This is a genomic window from Propionispira raffinosivorans DSM 20765 (assembly GCF_000381065.1).
Lineage (GTDB): Bacteria > Bacillota > Negativicutes > Selenomonadales > Selenomonadaceae > Propionispira > Propionispira raffinosivorans.
Genome location: NZ_KB905839.1, coordinates 82265 through 104084, shown reverse-complemented (window position 1 = coordinate 104084; position 21820 = coordinate 82265). Strand labels below are relative to the sequence as shown.

The window sequence follows — 21820 nt, the reverse complement described above, 5'->3', positions numbered from 1 at the left end:
TTTTCTCTTTATTGCTCTATATCTTCGAACGTTTTTGCCTGCGTATAATCTGAAATAATCTGATCCCAAAAACCTTGTGCCCTTAGAATCATTTCAATAACCTGTCGTACAGCTCCATGTCCGCCATGAGCCGCTGTTATGTAATGTGACCTCGCTTTAACTTCGCACACAGCATTTGGCACAGCACAAGCTAAACCGACTCGAGTCATAACTGGCAGATCAATCAAATCGTCCCCAACATAGGCAATTTCATCGAGATTGACATGGAATTCCTGCTGCAGTTTGTCCAAAGCATGCACTTTATTACTTTGGCCCTGGTAAAGTGCATCAATTTTAAGTTCATTAGCCCTGAATTCGACCATTTTTGATGTTCTTCCTGTAATAATGGCCGTTTTTAAACCAAATTTTTTGCTAAGCGCGATCCCCAAACCATCGTGTACATGAAATGTTTTGCAAAATTCACCGGATGGGCCAATAATGAGCTTGCCATCTGTCAGCACACCATCCACATCGAGAATCAAAAGTTTAATTTTTTTCGCACGTTCGATAAGATCCAGACTTACTGTCTTTTCCATCCTAGACAACTCCCTGACGCAATAAATCCGTAAGATGGACAATACCAATTGGTTTGTTTTCATTGTCAACAACAGGAAGCACCGTAATCGGACGGGGTTTGTTTTTTTCCATAACGCTTAAAGCTGCTGCTGCCAATTTTTCTTTGCTGATTGTTTTTGGTGTTCTGGTCATCAGATTTTCGATGGGTTCATCAAGGAACTGACTTCCTTTTGCAAGGCCGCGGCGAATATCCCCATCCGTCACGAGTCCAATGAAGAATCCGTTCGCATCAACGACAGAAGTTGCACCAAGCCCTTTATCGGTCATCATAAACAATGCTTCTTTAGCAGTTTGGCGAACCGAAATAATCGGATTGTCTTCACCTCTATGCATGATATTTTCTACCGTCAAAAGAAGTTTACGGCCAAGAGCACCACCCGGATGGAATAAAGCAAAATCCTGTGCGGTAAAGTTGCGTGCCGACAAGAGGGCAATAGTTATGGCGTCCCCCATAGCAAGTGTAGCTGTCGTACTGGCAGTTGGTGCGAGCCCAAGTGGACAAGCTTCCCGTTCTACACCAATATCAATGAAAAATTCCGCATTTTTCCCAAGTGTAGAATCACGACGACCGCTCATCGCAATAATCGTAGCGCCAATCCGTTTAATTAAGGCTAATATATTTACAATTTCAGTCGATTCACCACTATTGGAGATTGCCAAAACAATATCATTCTCTGTTACCATGCCAAGATCACCATGAAAAGCTTCGCCGGGATGCATAAAAAATGCTGGTGTCCCTGTACTTGCCAGACTGGCAGCGATTTTTCGGCCAACATGGCCTGATTTTCCCATACCAGTTACAACAACACGCCCTTTGCCGGCCAGAATAAACTGCACAGCTTGCTCGAATTCGTCATCAATTCGCGGGATGAGGGCCCGAACAGCATCTGCTTCAATATTGAGTGTTTCAATTGCTTTTTCTTTAATCATGGAAATACCCTCTACTTTCTTATTTATGTTTATTCACAATTTCATTAATCGCTAATGCATCTTTTAAAAGATCTTCCAATTTATCAAGATAAACCATATTAGGTCCATCACACAGAGCTTCTTCCGGATTATCATGAACCTCCATAAAGAGTGCATCCACCCCTGCACCAACAGCAGCCCGAGTAAGATATTCGACATATTCCCGATTTCCCGCCGAAGAGGTGCCGGCCCCGCCAGGAAGCTGTACACTATGCGTTGCATCAAAAACAACTGGATAGCCAAAAGAACGCATAATCGGAAAAGATCGCATATCTACAACAAGATTATTATACCCGAACGATGCGCCGCGTTCTGTTAGGAGAATATTTTTATTCCCGCCTTCTTCAAGTTTATGGATGACATTTTCCATGTCTTTTGGAGACATGAACTGGCCTTTTTTTACGTTAACGGTTTTGCCGGATTTGGCCGCAGCATATAAAAGATCAGTCTGGCGGCATAAAAATGCTGGTATCTGAATGATATCAAGCACTTTTGCAGCGGCTTCAATCTGATTTTCATTATGAATGTCACTGACAATTGGCACTTGTAATTCGTCTTTGATCGTTTGCAGCATTTTGAGACCATCTTCTATTCCCGGGCCGCGAAACCCATTGAAGGAAGAACGATTGGCTTTGTCAAACGATGCTTTAAAAACATAAGGTATACCAAGTCGCTGCGTAATTGCTTTGATACCTCTACCAATCTTAAGACTGCGTTCGAGTCCTTCTAATACACAAGGTCCTGCCAACAAAACTAATGGATGACCGGTACCTATTTTAATATTTCCCACGGATACTGTATTCATACTATATACCACCTTTCAAAATTTACGAAATTTATATATGGCAATCGTCAGTAAGGGAGTATAGGGTTGAGTGGCGTTACGGAGGAAGCAAACGATGCCCTATATTCCCTTACTGACAGACTGATAGACTGGCTGTAATTTCTTTTATGATTTTTCATTTAAACATTTTCTAAAGCTTTATAGATTTCATTTACTTTCAGCAGGTCTTCTTGTGTATCAACGCCAACAAATTTAAAATTCGTTTCCAATACTTTAATTTTATAACCATTTTCAAGGGCACGTAATTGCTCGAGTGATTCGGTTTTTTCCAGTGGTGTAGATTCCATCACTGCATACTTTAACAGAAAATCTCGTCGGTAAGCATAAATCCCGATATGTTTATATACTTGAACCCCCGTATCAACACGTGGATATGGCATCAAAGAACGCGAAAAATACAAGGCATAACCATTTCGATCTGTTACAACTTTTACATTATTTGGATTTTCTTTTTCAGCATCTTCAATCGGTGTTTTGATTGTTGCCATGTTAAGCTCGGGATCTTCTATAAAAGCAGCAGCCAGTGCATCTATAATCTGTGGTTCAATCAGAGGTTCATCTCCTTGCACATTGATAATGATATCCATATCTGTATATTTTTTAGCCACTTCAGCCAAACGGTCTGTACCTGTGGCATGATCTTTTGCTGTCATCATTACTTGCCCGCCGCATTTTCTGACAGCATCAAATACCCGCTCATCATCCGCAGCTACCAAAACCTGTGCGGGAGTTTTTGCCAGGCAGGCCCGTTCATAGACTCTTTGAATCATTGGTTTCCCATTGATATCGGCAAGCGGTTTACCAGGCAGACGTGTCGAAGCATATCTGGCTGGAATTACACATAATATTTTCACGCAAAACAACTCCTATCTTGCCTTACATTTTATTTATTTTCCCAACTTTTTTTTAAGACTTTGACTTAACAGTTCATGGAATTCAAGATCGCCTTCCTGGAAGGTAATTTCAATACTGATTACATAAATTGGGATTGGATGATCCGCATGGATGATCTCATTTGGAATCTTAACAGCATCTTTTTCTGTAATGATGATTGCCTCAACACCTTGTGTAAGCGATTGCCGAAAAACATCCTGCATTTCTTCTGTCGTATAATCATGATGATCCGGATAGCGCAGACTTTCAACAATAACAGCTCCAATATCACTGATTGTCTGCTCAAAGGATGCAGGATTGCCAATTGCGGAAACAGCCATAACTTTTTTGTTATGCATATAACTTATATCAATGCCTTCTGCCGCAATATCACGATCCCAATCCGCTACTTCAATAAAGCAGCGTGGTAAATGAATGCTTTCGACAATAAGCGCATGTTCATTGTATTTTGCAACTGTTTCTTTAATTTGTTCACAAACCCCCGGAGCAGCCTGGTCAACTTTCGTCATCAGGCAAATATCAGCCCGATCCAAGTGAGTGACCGGTTCACGCAGCGTACCACGCGGCAGCATATAGCTATTGCCAAACACGTTAATTGCATCAATCAGTAAAATATCCATGTCACGCTTAAGCTGCCAATGTTGGTAACCATCATCTAAAATGGCCACTTCCGCGCCAAAATGCTCAACAGCATATTGCCCCGTAATAGCTCGTTCGGCCCCAATAAGAACCGGTACATTCGGTAAATTTTTAGCCAGCAGGAATGCTTCATCGCCGGCTTCAGCCGCCGACATATAAAGTTTTTTACCATCTGATACCACACCGACCTGCCCTTTCCATTTGGCCCGATATCCGCGGTTCAAGATTACAACCCGATATCCCATATCACGAATGGCGCGGGCTAATCTTTGGGCTGTTGGGGTTTTTCCTGTACCGCCCACGGTAATATTCCCCAAACTGATTACATGACAGGCAAGCTGCTGTTGTTTCAAAATTCCCCAGCGATAACCTGCCAATTTAAAATTCACCAGCAAGTGATAAATAAACGAAAAGCTATAGAGAATACTGATGGCAAATTGTGACAAAATACCATGCTTCGCTCGCCCATGAACCAGTTGGTACAAATACGTCTGAAAATTTTCTATTTTTTCGGTTGATTTAACGATACCGGAATTTTGTCGTTGTTCACATTCATTTAAAAGTTCATGCAGCAAAACTGCACTTTTACGAGCAGCACCACGATTTTCTTTCATAATAGCTAATGTTTCCTGTTCCATGCGGCATCGTTCAACCGAATCACGAAAAAGGTTTTCAATGCTCACACCTAGTTGAGCCTGATTTTCAACCGTAATGCAAGCATTCCGTTTAGAAAAAAGGGCATGCGTATCTTTAAAATTAAACATTTTATTGCCAACAATAATGGCCTTACCATGTGCGGCCGGTTCCAAAATATTATGCCCGCCATGGGGGATTAGGCTTCCGCCAACATAGATAACATCCCCTACACTATAAACTTTACCCAGTTCGCCAATTGTATCCAATATCACCACATCATGATCCGTTGCGGGATGAGCTTGCAGCTCCGTCCGGGTCTTGACTTTAAATTGAAACATTTGGCAGAGTGTCATGATTTCATCTTTGCGCATGATATCACGTGGTGCAATCACCAGTTTTGCCGTTGGGAATTTTTTTCTAAGCTGCCGAAATGCCTCTAGTATATGATTTTCTTCGCCTTTATGGGTACTGCCAGCCAATAAAATTCCGGTAGCATTTGTAAGTCCCATCTCAGAAATCATTTGCTGTTTTTCAGCTAGTGATACATTGGTATAAGTCTGATCAAATTTCGTATTACCAGTAACCGTAACGAGATTTTCAGATGCTCCGAGACGAACAATATACTGAGCATCAATATCGGACTGCATCGCAAAGGTATTAACGGTGCCAATCATATCTTTTAACAAACTGTGTAAATGATGATATCGTTTCACGCTCTTATCACTGATGCGGCCATTTACCATCATAACTGGAATATGAAAGCGACGGGCAGCTTTCAGAAAATTAGGCCATAATTCTGTTTCTACTGGCAAAAAAACACGTGGCTGAACTTTTTTTACAAGGCTTTCGGCTATCCATGGTAAGTCCAAGGGGAAATAGATAATCGTATCGGCATCTTTTACAATCCGATTGGCCATAGCATAGCCGCTGCTTGTTACAACAGATACTAAGATTGGACTATTAGGAAATTCAAGTCGAAATTCTTTGATGAGCGGACTGGCCGCTACGATTTCACCAACCGAAGCAGCATGAACCCAGATGCATTGTTTCTTTTCAACCGCGTCCAGTGCATGTTTTGGAAGGTTTCCCAGGCTCTGCTTTATTCGTTCGATAAAACCATCTTCTCTTATCGCGCGAATAATCAACAATGGTATTGCCATAATCGCCAGCAGAACTGTGGCTATATTGTAAAGTATCTGCATAGTGTCTCCACCTTTTGTACTAATTGAAAGTCAGCAAAAAATTTTAGATCTTTGTTTGACTTTCAAATGTTAGTCTTCATATTTCTGTTTTTTTATTGAATTGAATATTATATAAATTACTATAGAGCCCTTTTTGATGAAGAAGTTCTGCATGCGTGCCGACTTCCTTGATTTGACCACGATCAAGCACAATGATTTGCTCAGCCTGTAATATCGTCGACAGCCTGTGAGCTATAACAAACGAAGTCCGACCAATCATCAGCTTATCAAGTGCACCTTGCACAAGCTTTTCACTTTCAGTATCCAACGCCGATGTAGCCTCATCCAAAATTAAGACCCGCGGATTTTTGAGTATAGCCCTTGCAATTGCAATACGCTGTCTTTGTCCACCTGAGAGGTTGGAGCCGCGTTCGCCAATTTTTGTTTCATAACCATTGGGAAGTTCTAGAATAAATTCATGGGCATTGCCAGCTTTGGCAGCTTCAACCACCTCTTCCAGTGTCGCTTCCAAACGTCCGTATTGAATATTTTCCGCCACAGTCCCACTAAACAGCATTGTTTCTTGCGGAACAATACCGATTTGTTCTCGCAGTGAATTCATCTGCACATCACGAATGTCTATATCGTCAATCTTAATCGCACCAGAGTTCACATCATAAAAACGCGGGATAAGATTTGCGATCGTTGACTTACCGGCACCAGATGGACCGACAATTGCTACCATCTGTCCTGGTTTCGCTTCCAGTGAGATACCCCTAAGTGCCGGCGTGTCTTTTTTATATTCAAAAACAACATTTTCAAACGTAACTTTTCCGTCAATTTTTGGTAAAATAATCGCCGTTTCTTTATCTTTGATATCTTCCTGGGTATCCAGTACTTCAAACACACGATCGGCTGCCGCCATGGCTTTTTGAATCGTTCCATATACCCGGCTAAGGCGTTTTACCGGGTTTGCTAAATTTACAGCATAGGTTAAAAAAGCAATTAAAGCCCCTGCCGTAATCGTACCATTAACAACTTCATAACCACCATACCAGACAATCAACGTAACTGCAATCGCTGCTAAAAATTCTACCGTTGGGGTAAGAATCGCCATGAGCTGCGTATTTTTCATTTGGGCCCGAAAATTCAAGAAATTTTGCTTTTTAAACCGTTCTATTTCATAATCTTCCCGTACAAAGGATTTCACCACACGAACCGCTGATATTGATTCTTGTAAAAGTGATGTAATGTCGGCAATGCGTTCCTGAATGACGGTACCACTTGATTTTAACTTACTGCCGAAAATTTTCATTGCCTGCGCAATCAGCGGAACGGTAATCAGTGTGAGCAGCGTTAATTTCCAGTGCAGATAAAACATCGTAGCTACCGAACCGATCAAGATAGACCCTTCCGTAACCATTTCGATTAAGCTGTCTACCAGCGCTGATTGCAGAGCTGCCACATCATTCGTAATATAACTCATGATGGTCCCCGTTTGTTTTTTTTCATAGTAGGCCAGTGATAAACGCTGGAATTTCATATAAAGCAGCTGTCTTATATCGATAATTACTTTTTGGGCAATATAAGACACCAGGTAAGTTTGTCCGTAAAAAAACAACCCTCGCAAAAAAAAGACCACAACAATCCCAATGGCAATTGTATTGAGCATCTGCATATCACGGTTCGCCAGAACATCGTCAATAATGTCTTTAATAATCCATGGTACGTAAAGATTCGCGGCCGCTGCAAAAACAATGCAGACAACTGCCATACCCAATCTTGGCAAGTAAGGTTTTATAAACAAAAGCAAACGTTTATAATTATTCATTTTATGTAGTTCCTCCGCTGATTCAATCTCAATTCTTGTTCGAATTTTGCAATGCACAATGGTCAGCTGCTTCTATAATGAGCTTTGCGATGCGGTCTACTGCATGTGGCTGGCCAAGTTTAGCTTTGGTTTGGGCCAGCATAAGTTTAACAGCAGCAGCACCGGCCGTACCTTTAAACAAGGCAAGCATTTCACGTGCAATTCTTTCTGTATTAACTTCTTGCTGGAGAAGTTCCGGAATGATCCGTTCGCCCGCAATAATATTTGGCAAACTAAAATTAGTAACATGAATAAACAGCTTACCAATGAAATAAGAAATAGGTGACATTTTGTAAAGTACTACTGTGGGCAATTCCATTAAAGCTGCTTCTAATGTGACGGTTCCCGAAGTGGCAACCGCTACATCACAAATATTCATCAAATCATACGTATAGGTATCCGTTATACGAATCGGCAGATGAAATGGTGCAATAATTGTTTGCAGCATCGTCCGTGAAATCGTTGCAGCTGCCGGCAGATAAAACTGTGTTTCTGGATATTTAGCATAGATACTTTCTGCTGCTTTTAACATTTCCGGCAATAAAATTGTTACTTCCTGCTGACGACTGCCCGGTAAGAGCAAAACATTAGGGTTATTTAGATTTGCGTCAAAATAATCTGCCGCCGTTGCTTTATCCATCTCTGGTTTTACTGAATCAATCATAGGATTGCCAACAAATTCAATATTAGCGCCCACTGCTTCATATGCAGCAAGCTCAAAAGGAAAAATCGCTACAATTTTATCGGCAATTTTCGCCACTGATTTCGCACGGCCTTTGCGCCAGGCCCAAGCCGATGGTGGAATATACGAAAAAATCGGCACACCCAGCTTTTTAGCTTTTTCAGCGAGCCGCCAGTTAAAATCAGGATAATCAATTAAAATTAGAAGATCTGGTTTTTCTCTTTGGATGACCATAAGTAAATCATCGCGAAGCTTAAACATCCGCCGCAAATTTTTGAGTACTTCCCAAAATCCCATAACATTATACTCTTTCATATCATAGAGGATATCTACACCGGCTGAGCGCATCTTTTCACCGCCGAAACCAAATAGTTTGCTTTCTGGCTGGATTTTCTTCAGTGCCTTAGCGATAGCCGCACCGTGTAAATCGCCAGAGACTTCCCCGGCAGAAAACATAATTTTATACATGCTCCTCTTCCTCCAACTTCTATCCATTCAAGCATAAAAAGACGCGAGGACACTTTCTGTAAAAGTATCCGCCGCGCCTCATAAATCTTGATTTACATAGCGACAATGGTTATTTCATTTTTATCAGCCAGTGCAATCACTTTTTCTTTTTCTACCAGCAAAGTTTTGCCAGCTTCTAAAACAAGCCCTGCTGCACCTGCCTGAATCATAGACTCTATTGTTGTAACCCCAACCGCCGGTACATCAAAGCGAATATCCTGCTTCGGTTTTGCAACTTTCGCCACAATGGCACCGCCACGCGCCAGCTTCCCGCCACGAAGAATACAGGCATCCGTGCCTTCAATTGCTTCTACGGCCATTACTGCCTGATGTTTTACAACAACGGTTTGTCCTATATCCAAACCGCCAATGGCTTTCGCCATCTGAAATCCATAGTCCATATCTGCTTTTTCCTCTGCAGACGGCTCCCGTCTGGTAAGAATCCCCTCATGCACCATCAGCTTCCGAATCAAAGCCGTTTGATCAAATACCTGAATATTTTCTTTGGCAAGTTCCTGTATAAACGCAAACATCATTGTATCATCACTGCGATCTGATAATGATAACAGCAGCCTTGTCATCCGCTCATCCGGCTGTGCATGTTCGCCGCTAAACATGATTTCTTTCGTGACTTTACCAATCATTGTAACCTGCGTAATACCATGTTCTTTTAAATATTTTATAATTGTATCAAGACGCGCAATACTTATCTTTTGCATGTCTGTAACATTCTGTTTCAATGCTTCGTCTGTGCCATCAACCAGAGCAACAGCAAAAACTCCCAGCCCCATAGCTAATGCAGCCCGAGCAAATTCTACCGGCAATTTACCAATTCCGGCAAGAAGACCTATTTTCTCCATGTTCTATCCTCCGCAAACACTTTTTCAATTTATCGAATTATAGTTATGATTATACACCCAATAATTGCATGATACATCTTCTAAATTAATTTATTCTATATCGCGGCGGCTTCGACAAATGCCACGTTCCGCATTGCGTAAAAACCGCAAAAAATGTTCGACTTCGGAGCAAGAATCTACTTCCTGTTCAATCATAGAAATAGCCTGCGTCAGGCTTAAACTCGAACGATATAATAGTTTGTAAGCTTTTTTTATATTACGACGTGAATCCAGAGCAATGCCCGCCCTCGCCATACCAACACTATTAAGACCTGCTACTTTCGCCGGATGCCCATCTACAATTGTATAAGGCACAACGTCCTGAACAATCTTTGATGCACCGCCAACCATTGCATTGCGACCAATTTTTACAAATTGATGTACGCCTGTAAGCCCCCCGATGACAGCACGGTCTTCCACAACGACGTGCCCCGCTAATGTCGCAGCATTCGACATAATGACATTATTACCTACAATACAGTTATGGGCAACATGCGTGTAAGCCATCATAAGGCAGTCTGTACCAATGCGGGTTTCTTCGCCTTCACCCGTCGCACGATGTACGGTGGCACATTCGCGGATTTTGGTACGATCCCCAATAAATACATAAGATTTTTCACCAGCAAACTTAAGATCCTGAGGTTCTTCACCGATTGAAGCTCCCTGAAAAATCACACAATCTTTTCCAATACTTGTCCAGCCGGTAATAACTACATGCGGGCCTATTTTAGTACCTTCATCGATTATGACATTTTCACCAATTACTGCATAAGGCCCAATTTGCACATTTTTTCCAATACGAGCCCCTGGATGAATCACAGCAGTGTCATGTATATAAGCAACGACCTTGTTGTTTGATATCATTCGTATTTCAACTCCTTAAGCTTCTCAGCCCCGCTAGTATCCCAGCGCATTATTTTTTCACATAGCAGCTATCTTGATGATAACTGCATCTAATTTTATAATCCAATTGTTCATCATAAATTCCACCTGTAGAATTTAGTCAAATTTACCTATAATTCAGCAAAAATCGACCGTTAGCTAAGGCATACACAAAAAATCAGCTGATTTACTGTTCATTTGCCGGTTTTTTAAGGGCGAATGTAAAATCTGCCTGTGCCGCCAGCTGATCATCAACAAATGCTTCCGCATGTATTTTACCAATATAGCCACGCATTTTTACTAGTTCCGCTTTCATAACAAGCTGATCACCTGGCACAACTGGCTTTTTGAATTTCACATTGTCCATCGCACCAAATAAAGTTAACATGCCACGATTTTCATCCGGATAAAGCATTGCCACCCCGCCAACCTGTGCCATGGCTTCTAAAATCAACACGCCCGGCATAATTGGATTGCCTGGAAAGTGTCCGCGAAAATGTGGTTCCATCATAGTTACATTCTTTATGCCGACGGCACGTTTCATCGGCTCTAGTTCAATAATCCGATCTACCAAAAGGAATGGCGGACGGTGTGGTAATATTTTTTGTATATCAGTTACAGATAAAATCATATTGTATTTCCTCTCTTTCATCTAGAACTTATAAAGTTTAAGTTTCTTATCGCCTGTATATTTTTAAAATTTTTTTATTTAAATGCAGCGGTAATTTTTTTTGCTAGTCGAGCATTTAAGGCATGTCCTGATTGTACGGCTATGACATGACCGCGGATAATCCCAGCGAGACGCAGGTCACCGATAACATCCAGAACCTTATGGCGGACAAGTTCATCTTCATATCGAAGCTTATTGAGCCAGCCTTCATCATTATAAACAATGACATTCTCTAACGTACCGCCTAAACCAAGTCCCATTTTTTCCAGTTCAGCCACTTCTTTTTCATACGCAATCGTCCGCGCCGGGGCAATCTCTTGCTGGTAAGTCAATGTATCCATGGTAAAGTCAACATACTGCGTACCAATCAAGCGATGCGGATTGATTGATGTAAAACTCACGCGAAAACCATCATAAGGCAGCACCATCACAAATCGATTATCATCATCAATCCGATACACTTTGTCAATAATAATTTCTTTGCGATAGGCAGATTGTTCTTTGATCCCCGTTTTATGTATTAAATCAAAAAAGATGAGCGCACTGCCATCTCCTACCGGCGGCTCTTCCGCATTGATCTCAATAAAAGAGTTATCAATCCGGGCAGCATGTAAAGCCGATAAGAGATGTTCGATTGTGAATACTTTTACATCATTCTCCGCAATCGTTGTCGCTCTTATGGTCGATGTGACATTGTCTGAAATAGCTGCTATTCTTGGCAATCCATCAAGATCAACACGAATGAACACGATACCTGTATCTACCGGAGCCGGTTTCAATGTAATGGTAACTTTCCGGCCTGAGTGTAAACCATTACCCGTATATGTCACGTCTTTTGCAATTGTGGTTTGGTATTGCATAAAAAATATCCTCCTGACATGTAGCCTTCGTCTATTTTACAAAATATTATCGATTCCTGCAAGTATTCAAAAAAATATCTGCTTTTTAGCCACGTTTTTCAACTGATTTCCAGCGATCATGCAGCCAAAACCATTCTTCTGGATGGTTTTGAATATGCTTTTCAATTATATTTGTTAATTGCGCTGTCATTTTGGCAATATCGTCCTGTTTATTCTTGGTTTGATTTACAAAAAGAGCTTTGTAAATATGTATCGTATGTAAACCATCTTTATTTTCCGTAATAAATACAGGTAAAATCGGTGCATTTTTGAATCTTGCCAGTGATGCCGGGCCCTGTACACAAGCAGTATCCCGATTAAAGAACTTGGTAATTATTCCATTTGATCCAGCATCCTGATCCATTAGCAGTCCGATCAGCCAGCCTTGTCCAAGCATTTGAATCATTTCTCGCACTCCGGTTTTATACGTGACATGCATACCTATCAATTCACGATATTCATTAATAAAACGATCCATATTCTTATGTGTTTGTTTTTGAGCAACGCCAACAAGGGGAAATCCATTCCTGGCTAATGCCCCGCCGAGAAGTTCCCAGTTTCCGCTATGTGCTGTAGCAATAATACCGCCTCGTCCCAAAGCGAGTGCTTCTTCTAAATATTCCCGACCTTCAATCACTGCATAACGATTAATATTCTGCTTAATTTTTGGATACAGTAAAATATCAATAATCATTCTGCCAAAGCGCGTCCAGCTCTTTTTGGCAATTTGTGCAGCTTCTGCCGGCGCAACATGTAAACATTGTAGAATATTACGAACTGCCATCCTTTTTCTTTTTTTAGGGACCAGCAGCCATGTCAATTCGCCAAGAAAGCTGCCTAGGCTTCGATTCACACGATTTGGCAGCAAACAAATGATGTGGCTGAAAATTTTACTTATATAATAACTCATTTTATCATCCCCAGCTTTGATTTAAGCATACTTATCAATAACAGTTATAGGTGAAACCAATGTAAGACGAATTGTCACGCCAGCCAGCATCGACTTTCAAGCCAGCGACAATAGACATTCGGAGTCCATAATTCATGGCATGTCCATCATGTTCAATAATTAAAGATGTATCTGGAAAAACACCACCGATTGACATTGGAATCAGTTTTTTTTCAACAGCAAAAAACAGTCCATCATAACGTCCATTGCCAACTCCCGCATGTACTCGCATACCCAGCGGCAGTCCTTTACTTATAACGGCATACACCGTCTGTTCTTTCTGATTGGTTATATCTTCAATCCCCACGGCCACGCCAGGGGTCAATATGCCCTCATGCAGTACACCATATTTTAGGTTCAGACAGGTCTCAGCCGCTGTATGTTTATATTCCTGTCTGGCTCCACTCAGTTCAACGTTTTTCGCGATGTTTATCCCAAAAGTGAGATCGTTTCCTTCATTTAGTTTATAATACGCAGCAGATGCCTGCCCGGGTCTTAAAACATCCGCGGATGGTGTATCAATATTTCCGGTGGTTCCCGTAGTAGCAGGTGCCGCACTCGCCTGTGAAAAAATCCCCAGACAAACAATCATAATCAGTATGGATTTTTGCATAAGACCTATCCTTTCTCCAATTATAATCATAAAAGAGACTGCCCTATGCCCGCAGTCTCTTTTATGATTGCCTTAAAACAATCAACATTTATCTTGTTCAAGTTTTTTCAATCGTTTTTCGAGATCTCGAATCGTTTTCATCATTTCCGGCAAACGTTTCGATGCGACTTGGTTTCGCAGCCATTCTTGGTGCGGCCGCGCCGGAAAGCCTGCATAAAACACATTAGCTGGAATATCACTGATTGGTCCCGAACGAGCGGCCAAAACAGTGTTATCGCCAATATGAATATGTCCAACACACCCAGTTTGACCACCAAATGTTACATTGCGGCCGACAATTGTCGATCCGGCAATGCCCGTTTGTGCAACAATCAGGTTATTGGCGCCGATTTCACAATTGTGTCCGATATGTACCAGATTATCAATCTTTGTCCCCTGTCCAATAATGGTCGATCCCGTAGTAGCTCGATCAATGCCCACATGCGCGCCGATTTCGACATCATCTTCAATCCGAACATTACCCACCTGCGGTACTTTAGAATGCTTGCCGTCTTTCGTAATATAGCCAAAACCATCAGCACCTATTACTGTACTGCTGTGAATAATAACCCGTTTACCAATTTGACAAAATTCACGAATGGTCACATTCGAATAAAGCAGACTGTCATCACCAATTTTTACATGTTGGCCGATATAGGTATGCGGATATAAAATTACATTGTCGCCAATGATTGCATGATCATCCACAACAGCAAATGGCATAATTGAAACATTTTCCCCAAGCTTTACGTCTTGACCAATAAACGCCTGTTCGCTGATTCCTCGGCGGATGGTAAGCGGTGGATTAAATACTTCAAGAAGTTTTGTAAATGCGGCCCTTGGTTCTTCAACACAAATCGCAGTTTTAGCAAAGTCAGTAATCGTATTTGGCAATAAAACAGCGCCAGCATTACAATTTTCTGCTTCTTGTAGATGCGGTTCGACCGCAAACGTAATATCATGTTCTCCAGCTAAAGCAATATTCGTTACTCCCGTGATCGTTATATTACCGCTGCCTATAATCTTCCCATTTACAATATGAGCAATTTCTGCTAATGTTTTTTCCAAAAGAAACTCCCTCTTTTACTATTGTAATTTTTGGATCAGGTCATCGGTAATATCTATACCACCCTGAATAACAAACTGTTCTTTCGTCGGTTGACCCATCTGATTTGTTTGTACAAGATCTTTCATCACGACTGCCGATAGATTTTTTTCTTTACTCACATCAGCCATGGCTTTATCAATCGTAGTTTTGAGTTCAGAATTAAATTGGCTTTCCATGCCACTAAGTTCTGCTTTTGCTGCATTAACTGATTTTTGATAATCTGCATCTGACATATTCGCTTTATCATTTTGCAGTTTTTCCGTAAGGTCTTTTTGTTTTTGCGTATACTGTTCAGTTTGCGCTTTCGTTATTGTTTGAATCTGAGGACTTTCTTTCATGATACGTTCCGTATCAACTACCCCCATTTTTGTATTTGAACAGCCGCTGACAAATATGGCGATAATACCGACCATAAGCAGCGCACATAGAGATTTCTTATTTAAGTTCATTATAGTGCCTCCACTTTTCTGCTTTCTTTATTCGTTCTTCGGAACCGGCTTGTTTGTTTGAAATTCTTTGATTACATCATCCGTAATATCAAGTGCATGAATATTGACTTCTACATTGGCAAAGACACATTCCAAATGATTGGTGATAGCAATTTTCGCTGCAATACCAGCAATATCTTGCTTGATCAAATCTTCTAACAGGGTTATTTCTTTATCCTTGTTATTCAGAGCTTCATTTTTTTGCATGATATCATCTACCGAAAATGGCATTGCCTGATCCTTCATAGTTTGATCATCACGACTTTGTGCCTGCTGGCGATTTGCGGCGGCTTCTTGCTGCTTTTGCTGCAGCAATGCTGTTTCAAAGGCTTGCTGTTCTTTTTGTTTTTGTGCGATGAAGACTTGCAATGACTGTTGAACCTTTTTATCATATTGTCGATTCACTGCATCAAGTTCTTGATTACGTTTTTGCCGTTCTGCTTCTATATCAGCAGCCAACTGCTGTTTAACTTCATTATTCGCTTTTAAGTTATCATATTGCAGCTGCAAATTAAATATAACATTTAAATATTTTTCTCGAACCGCTTCAAGATCAGCTTCTCGCTGCGCAGCCACCGACGCACCTAACGTCTTTTTCTGATTAAGGACTGTTTGCTTCAGTTTAATTTTGTTTTCTTCTATTTGCTGACTGCTTTGCTGCTTTACAGAATCATCAAATGCCTGCGCATCGATAACAGGTGGTGGATTAACAAGATTAAAATCCGTTTTAACTGCTGCTGCTGCTGCGAGTGTACTGCGTTCTTTACGCAGTTTAACCAGATCATTGTATCTTGGGTGAGCTTGCATTGCCTGCTTCAAATCAATGACACCAATGGTATAGTCTTGCGTCGAAAGATTGCCAGCAGTAGTCGTTTCTTTATGATTTTGCCAATAAAGTCCACATAAAAAAGCTAAAACTACTAAGGTTAAAGAGCCTGCAATAATCTTCTTTTTACGTTCTTCCACAAAACCCACCCTTCCTAATAAATACCGAGCGCGGTCACCCAGGCTCGGTATTTATCGTTTCATCAATAAAGCTATTCTTTTTTCTTATTTCGTAATTTTTTTAACTACATCAGCCGTAATGTCCTGACCACCGTAAACTACATTGCTTTTATCTAAAACAACGGATAATCCTTTTGCATCAGCAATGCTTTTAATAGCTTCTTCGATCTTCGTACGAATCGGTTCAATCAGCTCTTTTTCTTTATTTTGTAAGCGCTGCTGTGTTTGCTGATAATAGGCTGCTTTTTCCTGATCATTCATACCAGCAGATTTTGATTCAAAATCCGTTTTAGCACTATCGATTTCTTTCTGCATTTCTGTATTAGCAGCAGCAAGATCTGGATGCTGTGACATAACCTGACGATAATCTACAATACCAACATTTGAAGAAGAGGCGGCAGATGCAATCCCCATGCTACCTGTTTGCGATACAGCAATTGCTACAATACTAAATACAAAGACCAACGCAATTGCAACACTAATTAATTTTACCTGTTTTTTTTCAAATTTTATCATGTTTTTCTCCTTTACCCTTGCGGGAATTTAATTAATCAACGACGAACATAGTTTCGTTCTTTCCTTACAATAAAAAACTGCCTAAATAAACAGCAACTTCATTATAACAAACTCTTTTTTGAGATTCAAGGAATTTAAAAATTACCAATAAGCCTGAGCCAGCTGTCTTTATCATCCATAATATATTCGAGACTGACAAAATCATGTATTTTATAACGCAGACCCATTTCTTCTGTCTGATCCGCAAAAGCATATTCATAACGCAACAGCCATTTATTATCAAACTTTTTCTTTAAAAGAAAAACTCCATTATGGGCATTGCTGTCATATTTCATTCCCATTCTGACCGTTGGCAGCAGTTCTCGTTCGTAACCATAAAAAGCTTTCCAGGTAACAGACTGCGGATAAAAATCTATTTCCGTGAAGACTTCATCCAACGATGATATGAACCGCCCTAAATGAATACGAAATGCGGTATTATCATCTTTGCTATTTAAATCAAAATACCCTTCCAATGTAAAACGATAACGTTCGGTATCCGAATAGCTTTTGACATACGTTTTTTCACCAGGATTCAATTCAACCGTAGTTTTAACACGTAAAAACCGAAAATCTTTCTGTTCATCCAGTGAAGTTACAAGGACTTGATTAAAATATGCACTATGACGTTTGACAAAATCAACAGGAACCCCCAGCATGATATCCGCTTTTTTTTGAATTTGCGGTCGATAGTTTAAGAGCAGTATATTTGGCATAGATTCGGAACGCATTGCTAAATCGACATTGCGCACCACCGGAACTTTTGGATAAAGAACAATTTTCACCTTTGTCACGGTTCCTGGTTCTACATCAAAATCAGCCCTGAATTCCGGTAAATGTTCCTGCATGAAAGAATTGAGACTGCTTTTTAAAATACCATTTGTCCAATCCGCTGCATCAATGGGAAGTCCCAGCATATTTTGTTCAAAAAGGTTTTCAATACCAGTTACATCCTGTAAAGCCAATGCAGCTATTTCAAGCGGCATGCCTTCTACCTGAACCGTTGTATCTATTTTTTTAATTACATCATCCCATGGTACAAGTTTGACTGTTACCTGCGTATCACTGCCGGGAATAACCTTTACCGCTGTTACTGTATAACCTATCAGTATTCGATTAAAAACTTCGCGAATAAGCTGTTCATACTCCATACGTTTCAGTATTGCCTCATTTACATTGTGTCCAGTAAGGACTTGTTCGGCAATCGTATGTACACTAGCTTCCATACGTCTTTGAATTAAAAGTGGTAAATGTCCATCTGCCTGCACTTCTACCTGCACCGTATCAACAAGTGCCGGAGCTGCTTTGGCAACAGCACTTGTCGAAACAAGACCAATCGTACATAGTATTATAATAAGCAGCCATCTGCGCAGCATATAGCAACTCCTCCTGCGTCAAAACACGGATGTATATTAGAATGTACCGCCCAAACTAAAATGGGTCCTGCCGCCATCTTCACCGCGTCCATAGTCTAAACGAATCGGGCCGATTGGTGTTTGAAGTTGTATTCCAACACCGATACTTTTATGAAATTCAAAGTCTTCATTGGATTGACCACCCCAAGCATCACCAAAATCGGTAAACAAAGCTCCCTGAACTTTACTCACAATTGGAAAACGATACTCGACCGTTCCCAGCATCATCGTATTGCCGCGGAACTGATCATCGCGATAGCCGCGCAGTGTAGTCTGCCCGCCAACCATATAACGAGCCGATTCCGGTAGTGATCCGTTCGCCTTACCAACTTGCCCCCGCAGCGCGATGACTTGTGCATGACCAACTTTGAAGAATCTTTGATCTTCAACCGTGTATTTCTGATAATTAAAGTCGCCGCCTAAACCAGCAAATTCGGTAGTCAATGCCACACGAGTGCCTTCGGTTGGCGAATAAATATTATCGCGCGTATCCGTCACATGGGACAAAGTCACACTGCGTGTTTCACCAAAATTCGCATCCCGCCAAGATTGATAAGCAGGCGTACTGCGATCTATTGTGCCAGAATCATCGACATGCCCTTTGTAATAATCTGTACGGTCTCTTAATGTAACATAATTTGTTGAATATTCACTGACCGGACGGCCTAAGGAAATTTCACCACCGCTGTATTTCTTATCATAGGTTTCAGTTAAATGTCCGTTGGTATCATAGTCATCATATTCAGAGGATTTATTATAAACACGAATTGTGCCAGTTGTCTGTTTACTGTCGAGCCAAGGCCTTGTATACGTGAAAACAAAACCATTATAGGCATTATCCGTACCGCCAAATTCATAATTAATCTTAACCGCATCGCCAATGCCACGGAAGTTCGTATCTCCCACTTCAATCAAACCAATCATACCATCTTTACTGCTGTAGCCAGCCCCCACGGCAAATGTTCCTGTACGTTTTTCAACAACTGTCGTTTCAAGAACTACAGAATTTGGTTCACGACCCGGATTTAATTTCATATTAACATCTTCAAAAAAGCCTAGATTGTAAACACGCTGCATACTGCGGCGGGCCTGTTTTACATTAAAAGGTTCACCCGGCTTCATGCGCATTTCACGCGTAATGACTCGTGCTTTCGTTTTCTCATTGCCCTTAACAGTATAGCCTTCGAGGGTTCCTTCATTAAACGTTAATTTCAAGACACCATCTGGCGTAATACTAATATCGCTGATTTTGGCAAGAATATATCCATCCGTTTTGTACTTGGCTTCAATCGCCTTAATATTTGTGTTCAAGGTTTTTGTATTCAGAATGGTTCCTGGCGATACCGTAAGCAAACTTACAATTGTTTTTGTATCCAGGGCTTTATTACCGCTAATTTCAACAGATTTTAAAATTGGATTTTCAATAACGTGATAGGTAAGTTTCACACCTTCGGGAATTGGTTCAAACGTATAATACACATCATAAAAATATCCCGTTTCCGCAATCGCCTGGCTGGTCTGTGTAACAGCATCAATACTGACCGTATCACCAGCTTTTATCTTAACTGGTGCCATGGCATCCGCTTCTTGAACCTGTTTCAAGCCTGTGATATTAACTGAAACTATTGTTTGCCCAACGTATTGTTTTAATTCGGCTTCGACTTGACTGCGTGCCTGCTGTTTGGCTGCGAATTCAGCAGCAGCCAATGAGACAGGTGCTTGTGCTTGTGCACCTGGAGGGGCTGTTTTGGGCGGTTCAGCTGCTGGTTCAGGTGCCTTTTTATTTGCATCGGCCTCCGTCGTTTCTTGTGCTGAAACCGTCTGATTGTCTACAGCTGCAGTTTGATCCGTTTGCTGCGTTGTTACTTGATCTTGATTATCCGCTGCCACCTCATCTGCATAAACTGGATTTAAATTTGTAGCGATAAAACTTGTTGTCAATACTAACGCACAAGCAATTGATCTATATTTATTCTTACTCAATCCAAGACCTCCTAAAATTGTTTCAAAACGCTATTTAAATTATTATTGCTGACCTCTTAATGTTTTACCTGCAGCACGCATCAGCATCTGCATTTTAGGCGGGGGAACTTCTAAAGACGGTTCTTGCGGTATCTCCTTATTAGACATTTCAGATTCTACTGCTGTTTGCTGCATCGGTTTATCAACTATAATTTTTTTTGGTTCAGATACAGCAACCGCTTTTTCCCCATCTTCATATATTTTTTTCTGTTCCAACGGCTCTACAACAGCTTGTTTACTTTCAGCTTGCAGAATTTTTTGATTGTTTTTATGTTGATCTTCAGCTACGGTTTGAACCTGTATTCCTTGCTGATTTAGTAGGTGTTCATCCGTCTGACTCGTTGAACTATGATAAACACTATTCCAGCCAACAGCAATGATAATCCCCGCTGTCATAACGGCCGTTACAGTTCTAACCCAAAAATAAATTCGCGTAATCCGGCCTGTTTTTGTTTCTTGCGCCCGCTGCAGTTCAGCTTGGGCAAGCATCATATTCAAGTCACCTTTTATTTCATTTTCCTGATCAAAGGACTGTTCTGCTTTACCCAGCCATTCCTTAGCGGCTGTGACATGTTTTTTCATGCCTTTTTTCTGATCCGACATCGTATCACCCCTAAGCAAACATCCTACTTAATATATTCCATCATTCATGGTATATTGACACGAATGAAATTTCCGTAAAAATGAACGATATATGGGATAACATGAATTATACTCGGTATTCCATCTCTTAACAGCCTATTTACTCGATTATACAAATAGTTATGCATTTATCGCCATTGCTGCATCAGTTTAGACAGCATTCCCCGCACTCGACGGATACCCGCCTTTTGCAGCCGATAAACATGGGTTGTACTGACCGAAAGGGCTTGCGCCACTTCGCGCGGTTCCTGATTATCCAAATAAACACTGCTTAAAACCATCTGTTCTTTTTGTGGTAAGCGCTCCAAGGCACTTTTGAGCTCAATCCACTAGAAAATTAGTCTCTGCCTGCTGCATAACACTCGCAGCGTTATCAACAATATTTTCGATATTAAAAGTTTCCATTCCATCTGCCGAGACAGTATTTTCATTATAAACAAAATCAAAGCTATTTTCTTTTTTGATGTAATTTAACATTCTGCCACGAATACGATGCAGCGCATATAAACTAAACGCCACACCACGTTCATGATCATATTTTTCTACCGCCTCAATGAGTCCTACGGTGCCTTCTTGAATAATATCCATGATATTACTCAACCGGCTAAATTGCATTGCAGCTTTGAAAACCAGTGGCTGATAGGATTCAATTAATATCCGTCTGGCATCCATATTCTGCTTAATTTTACATTCACTCCACAATTCCATCTCGTGGGGTAAATCTAAGATCTCAATTTTCTTTAGTTCTTGCAGATATTCTTGGAGTTCCATGCCTATCACCTCACCGTTTTTCATTA

At 40.9% G+C, this 21820-nt stretch carries 22 protein-coding genes; all 22 read right to left on the bottom strand.

Going from position 1 to position 21820, the window contains the following annotated elements:
* Positions 1-8 precede the first annotated feature (8 nt).
* Complete coding sequence (locus F606_RS0100465) at positions 9-575, bottom strand: KdsC family phosphatase (protein ID WP_019551886.1); 567 nt, start codon at positions 573-575, stop codon at positions 9-11.
* 1 nt (position 576) lies between these two features.
* Positions 577-1545, bottom strand: a complete 969-nt coding sequence (locus F606_RS0100460) for a KpsF/GutQ family sugar-phosphate isomerase (RefSeq protein ID WP_019551885.1) — start codon at positions 1543-1545, stop codon at positions 577-579.
* Between the two features lie 19 nt (positions 1546-1564).
* Positions 1565-2389 (bottom strand): 3-deoxy-8-phosphooctulonate synthase, encoded by an 825-nt coding sequence (gene kdsA / locus F606_RS0100455; RefSeq protein WP_019551884.1) that lies wholly within the window; start codon positions 2387-2389, stop codon positions 1565-1567.
* Between the two features lie 158 nt (positions 2390-2547).
* Complete coding sequence (gene kdsB / locus F606_RS0100450; RefSeq protein ID WP_019551883.1) at positions 2548-3282, bottom strand: 3-deoxy-manno-octulosonate cytidylyltransferase; 735 nt, start codon at positions 3280-3282, stop codon at positions 2548-2550.
* 33 nt (positions 3283-3315) lie between these two features.
* Positions 3316-5799 carry a tetraacyldisaccharide 4'-kinase gene (gene lpxK, locus F606_RS0100445; protein WP_019551882.1) on the bottom strand — a complete coding sequence of 828 codons (2484 nt, stop codon included), beginning with the start codon at positions 5797-5799 and terminating at the stop codon, positions 3316-3318.
* A gap of 76 nt (positions 5800-5875) precedes the next feature.
* Positions 5876-7609, bottom strand: coding sequence for an ABC transporter ATP-binding protein (locus F606_RS0100440; protein ID WP_019551881.1), 1734 nt, complete (start codon positions 7607-7609; stop codon positions 5876-5878).
* A 28-nt stretch (positions 7610-7637) separates the two neighbouring features.
* Complete coding sequence (gene lpxB / locus F606_RS0100435) at positions 7638-8798, bottom strand: lipid-A-disaccharide synthase (protein ID WP_019551880.1); 1161 nt, start codon at positions 8796-8798, stop codon at positions 7638-7640.
* 92 nt (positions 8799-8890) lie between these two features.
* A complete protein-coding gene (locus tag F606_RS0100430; protein ID WP_019551879.1) occupies positions 8891-9697 on the bottom strand; it encodes an LpxI family protein in 807 nt (268 codons plus the stop codon).
* Between the two features lie 90 nt (positions 9698-9787).
* Positions 9788-10600 carry an acyl-ACP--UDP-N-acetylglucosamine O-acyltransferase gene (gene lpxA / locus F606_RS0100425; protein WP_019551878.1) on the bottom strand — a complete coding sequence of 271 codons (813 nt, stop codon included), beginning with the start codon at positions 10598-10600 and terminating at the stop codon, positions 9788-9790.
* Positions 10601-10805: 205 nt separating this feature from the next.
* Entirely contained in the window at positions 10806-11249 is a 444-nt protein-coding gene (gene fabZ / locus F606_RS0100420; protein WP_019551877.1) for a 3-hydroxyacyl-ACP dehydratase FabZ, read from the bottom strand.
* A 74-nt stretch (positions 11250-11323) separates the two neighbouring features.
* The gene (lpxC, locus tag F606_RS0100415) at positions 11324-12148 is read right to left on the bottom strand and encodes a UDP-3-O-acyl-N-acetylglucosamine deacetylase (protein WP_019551876.1); all 825 of its coding nucleotides are present in this window, start codon (positions 12146-12148) and stop codon (positions 11324-11326) included.
* 85 nt (positions 12149-12233) lie between these two features.
* A complete protein-coding gene (locus F606_RS0100410; protein ID WP_019551875.1) occupies positions 12234-13097 on the bottom strand; it encodes a lysophospholipid acyltransferase family protein in 864 nt (287 codons plus the stop codon).
* 34 nt (positions 13098-13131) lie between these two features.
* On the bottom strand, positions 13132-13779 hold the full coding sequence (locus tag F606_RS0100405) for a YjbH domain-containing protein (RefSeq protein ID WP_245542064.1): 648 nt from the start codon (positions 13777-13779) through the stop codon (positions 13132-13134).
* 51 nt (positions 13780-13830) lie between these two features.
* Positions 13831-14856, bottom strand: a complete 1026-nt coding sequence (gene lpxD / locus F606_RS0100400; protein ID WP_019551873.1) for a UDP-3-O-(3-hydroxymyristoyl)glucosamine N-acyltransferase — start codon at positions 14854-14856, stop codon at positions 13831-13833.
* Positions 14857-14874: 18 nt separating this feature from the next.
* Positions 14875-15345 (bottom strand): OmpH/Skp family outer membrane protein, encoded by a 471-nt coding sequence (locus F606_RS0100395; protein ID WP_019551872.1) that lies wholly within the window; start codon positions 15343-15345, stop codon positions 14875-14877.
* A gap of 27 nt (positions 15346-15372) precedes the next feature.
* The gene (locus tag F606_RS0100390) at positions 15373-16350 is read right to left on the bottom strand and encodes a hypothetical protein (protein ID WP_019551871.1); all 978 of its coding nucleotides are present in this window, start codon (positions 16348-16350) and stop codon (positions 15373-15375) included.
* An 84-nt stretch (positions 16351-16434) separates the two neighbouring features.
* Positions 16435-16905, bottom strand: a complete 471-nt coding sequence (locus F606_RS0100385; RefSeq protein ID WP_019551870.1) for an OmpH/Skp family outer membrane protein — start codon at positions 16903-16905, stop codon at positions 16435-16437.
* Positions 16906-17039: 134 nt separating this feature from the next.
* Positions 17040-18320 (bottom strand): hypothetical protein, encoded by a 1281-nt coding sequence (locus F606_RS0100380; RefSeq protein WP_019551869.1) that lies wholly within the window; start codon positions 18318-18320, stop codon positions 17040-17042.
* Positions 18321-18356: 36 nt separating this feature from the next.
* Positions 18357-20342, bottom strand: coding sequence for an outer membrane protein assembly factor (locus tag F606_RS0100375; RefSeq protein WP_019551868.1), 1986 nt, complete (start codon positions 20340-20342; stop codon positions 18357-18359).
* Between the two features lie 42 nt (positions 20343-20384).
* On the bottom strand, positions 20385-20984 hold the full coding sequence (locus F606_RS22090) for a hypothetical protein (protein ID WP_019551867.1): 600 nt from the start codon (positions 20982-20984) through the stop codon (positions 20385-20387).
* A gap of 167 nt (positions 20985-21151) precedes the next feature.
* On the bottom strand, positions 21152-21331 hold the full coding sequence (locus F606_RS23885) for a sigma factor-like helix-turn-helix DNA-binding protein (RefSeq protein ID WP_322786204.1): 180 nt from the start codon (positions 21329-21331) through the stop codon (positions 21152-21154).
* Positions 21332-21344: 13 nt separating this feature from the next.
* Complete coding sequence (locus F606_RS21895; protein ID WP_322786203.1) at positions 21345-21794, bottom strand: sigma-70 family RNA polymerase sigma factor; 450 nt, start codon at positions 21792-21794, stop codon at positions 21345-21347.
* Positions 21795-21820 lie beyond the last annotated feature (26 nt).